The organism is Flavobacterium sp. (genome assembly GCF_035456225.1).
GTDB lineage: Bacteria > Bacteroidota > Bacteroidia > Flavobacteriales > Flavobacteriaceae > Flavobacterium.
In genome coordinates, this window is sequence record NZ_DATIDM010000212.1 from 1 (window position 1) to 3,014 (window position 3,014).

Consider the following 3,014-nt stretch of genomic DNA (forward strand, 5'->3'; position numbering starts at 1 on the left):
GCTTTACTGATGCTGTTTTTCATATGTTTCCCATTACAGGCTTTTAATCGTTATCCGATAAAAATCTTCTCAAAAAAACAGCTATTCATTTCACCGGAATCAAATCTTACAAACAGCAGGAACAAAATTATAAGTACTTTCAATTTAGATTCTGATATAAAAAAAACAAGAGTTTCAAATACGCCTCTTCTGATTGCCACAGTATCTCAAACAGAAAAAAATTTTGATGTTGCCCCGAATGAAGTCACTTTAAACAATAAAAAGCCTTTCATTTGGGGCAATATCATTTTTCTACTGTTGGTAATTACTCCTATTGTGTTCTACCATCGGTCAACCGTAAAAAATCTTACACAATCAAAAAAAGAAACAGAAAATAAAAATGAGAGCCTAACCATTGCCAATAAAGAACTCTATCGTTTTGTATACAGTGCCTCTCATGATCTGCGCTCCCCGCTTAATTCCGTAAAAGGGTTAGTTGAAATTGCACAGGAAGAAGAGAACATTCACCAAATAAAAGACTACCTAAATTTAATGCATGAAAGTCTCACCCGGCAAGACCGATTTATTGGCGACATTATTGATTATTCCAGAAATAAACGAAACCTGAAATGTGTAGAAAGTGTAAGTCTGAATAAATTGGCAGACGAGATTATTGCCCAACATCAGTATATGCAAAAAGCACATGCAATTACTTTTAAAAAAGACATTTCAGTTGATGAAATAATCATCGATAACTTACGATTGAGAATCATCCTGAATAACCTTTTTTCAAATGCAATCAAATATTCCGATGACAGTAAAGAAAACAAACAAATTACAATCAAAACCTATGAAAATAATTCATCTTATGTGATTGAAATTGATGATAATGGTATCGGGATTGACGAAGAAAATCTTGGGAAAATTTTTGACATGTTTTTTGTCGCAAATGATAAAACGGGATCCGGACTCGGGCTTTACATTGTTAAAGAAGCCGCTGAATGTCTTGACGGAAATATTGAGGTAAGCTCGAAAAAGGGTATCGGCACAACTTTTACGCTGACTCTTCCCAAACTGATTTAATTTTCCGATAAAATCATTTAGTTTTTTTTGTTTAATACTGAATAGTTACCCCGGCACCCCACTTCATATCACTATCATAATGAGTTGATAAAGACCAATATTTTGTGAGAATGTATTTCGCGCCCACAGTCCATTCTTTATCTGTGTTCCACATTCCTCGAAGTCGCAGTCTTTCCGTTACGGGAATATCGTCCCTTGAAAAACCAAACCTGATTTTTCCATCAGAATCCACTCGGGCATCGGCAACAACAAACCAAGGCATAGTATATTGCACTCCCATTGAAATCACACTTCGCTGATCTTTAGTATTGGTTTGATTAAATATATTTGTTTCCGTTTCTCCGCCAGGGCGATAGCGAAAATCCCAACCTATATAAGGCATCCAAAATTGGTTTTTACCTAAAAGCCTGCCAAATCGAAGTTCGTTTTCATAACCATATTCTTTTTTAAAGCCCACATGCCATTCAGTTTGCAGCATCCATCTTGTGTTTGAATAACGGATTTCACCATCGCTGCTGTTACTTTCCAAACCGATTTCGGCACCCAGATAAAAACGACGGTCATCAGCATAAACTTTACGTAAGGCTTTTTTAGGGTCACCCAATTCGGGATTAGGCGGTGAGTTTTCATAACTGAAAATTTTTCCCATCCCCGACATCATGTGATACAAAATATGACAATGAAAATACCAGTCGCCGTAATTTTCCGAAGCGTGAAACTCAATCACGTTGGTTTCCATCGGCATGATATCTATAACATTTTTCAGCGGCGAATAATCGCCTTTTTCATTAACGATTCGGAAGAAATGCCCGTGCAGGTGCATCGGATGGCGCATCATCGAGTTGTTTTTCAGAATAATCCTGACGTTTTCACCTTTACGGATTAGAATTTTATCGGTTTCGGATATTGTTTTATTATCCATTGTCCAGACGTAGCGATTCATGTTTCCGGTTAATTCGAAGGTAAATTCATGAAAAGGAACATCTGGTAACTTCGATTTAGCAACCGACTCCAGCATATTGTAATTCAGCGTCACCTTATTTTCCACTATTGTTTCGGTATGATTGTGATGGTTTTCTTCTGTATTTTCACCCATTTCCTCCGAATAACTTCCTGTGATTTCAGGATACATTACAGCGTTCATATCCATTTGCTGAAGACTCATATTCATGCCCATATCGTTCATTTTTCCGCTTGTGGTCATCATCTCATTCATCATTTTCATCCCTTCGAAATACTTCAATCGCTCCATCGGTTTCATTGATTTTTTGGGCCCTTCCCCCAACCAAAGCGATGCGGATCCGGTTCGGTCTTCCGAAGTAGCTAAAAACTCGTAACTCCCTTTTTCAGGGATTGTAACGATAATATCATAGGATTCAGAAACACCAACAATCAGTCGGTCAACAGATATAGGTTTTACATCGGATCCGTCACTGGCAACCACTTTCATCTTTCCGCCTGAAAACTGCAGCCAGAAATAGGTGGAAGCACTTCCGTTAATCACGCGTAATCTAATTTCCTCCCCAGGCTTTAAATCGGAAACGGATTCCGACAAACGCCCATTGATGAGAAACTTTTCATAATACACATCACTTACGTCCATGGCCATCATGCGCTTCCATTCGTTTTCCAGTTTAGTGGAAAAATGACCTTCTTTAATGGCCTGAACATAATTTTGGGTTGCTCCTTTTTTTATGGCATACCAATCGGTCGCCTGATGTAGGGAACGCTCAATCTGATGAGGATTCTCATCACTCCAATCAGTGAGCAATACTACTTTTTCTTTTACTTTGGAAGGTTCTTTTTTGTGGATGATAAAAGCGCCGTACATACCGATCTGCTCCTGCAACATCGTATGTGAATGATACCAATAAGTTCCGCTTTGAACGATGGGAAAACGATAAATTGCTTCGGAGTGAGGTTTAACAGGAGCTGTGGTTAAATACGGAACT

At 38.3% G+C, this 3,014-nt stretch carries 2 protein-coding genes; one reads left to right on the forward strand and one right to left on the reverse strand.

The window, feature by feature from the left end; genetic code table 11:
* Window positions 1-1,062 (forward strand): sensor histidine kinase (locus tag VLB74_RS12430; protein ID WP_325203778.1); only part of this gene is annotated, 1,062 nt, incomplete at its 5' end.
* A 31-nt stretch (window positions 1,063-1,093) separates the two neighbouring features.
* On the opposite strand, the gene VLB74_RS12435 is transcribed toward VLB74_RS12430, so the two are convergent.
* A partial coding sequence (locus VLB74_RS12435; protein ID WP_325203779.1) for a multicopper oxidase domain-containing protein occupies window positions 1,094-3,014 on the reverse strand: 1,921 nt, incomplete at its 5' end.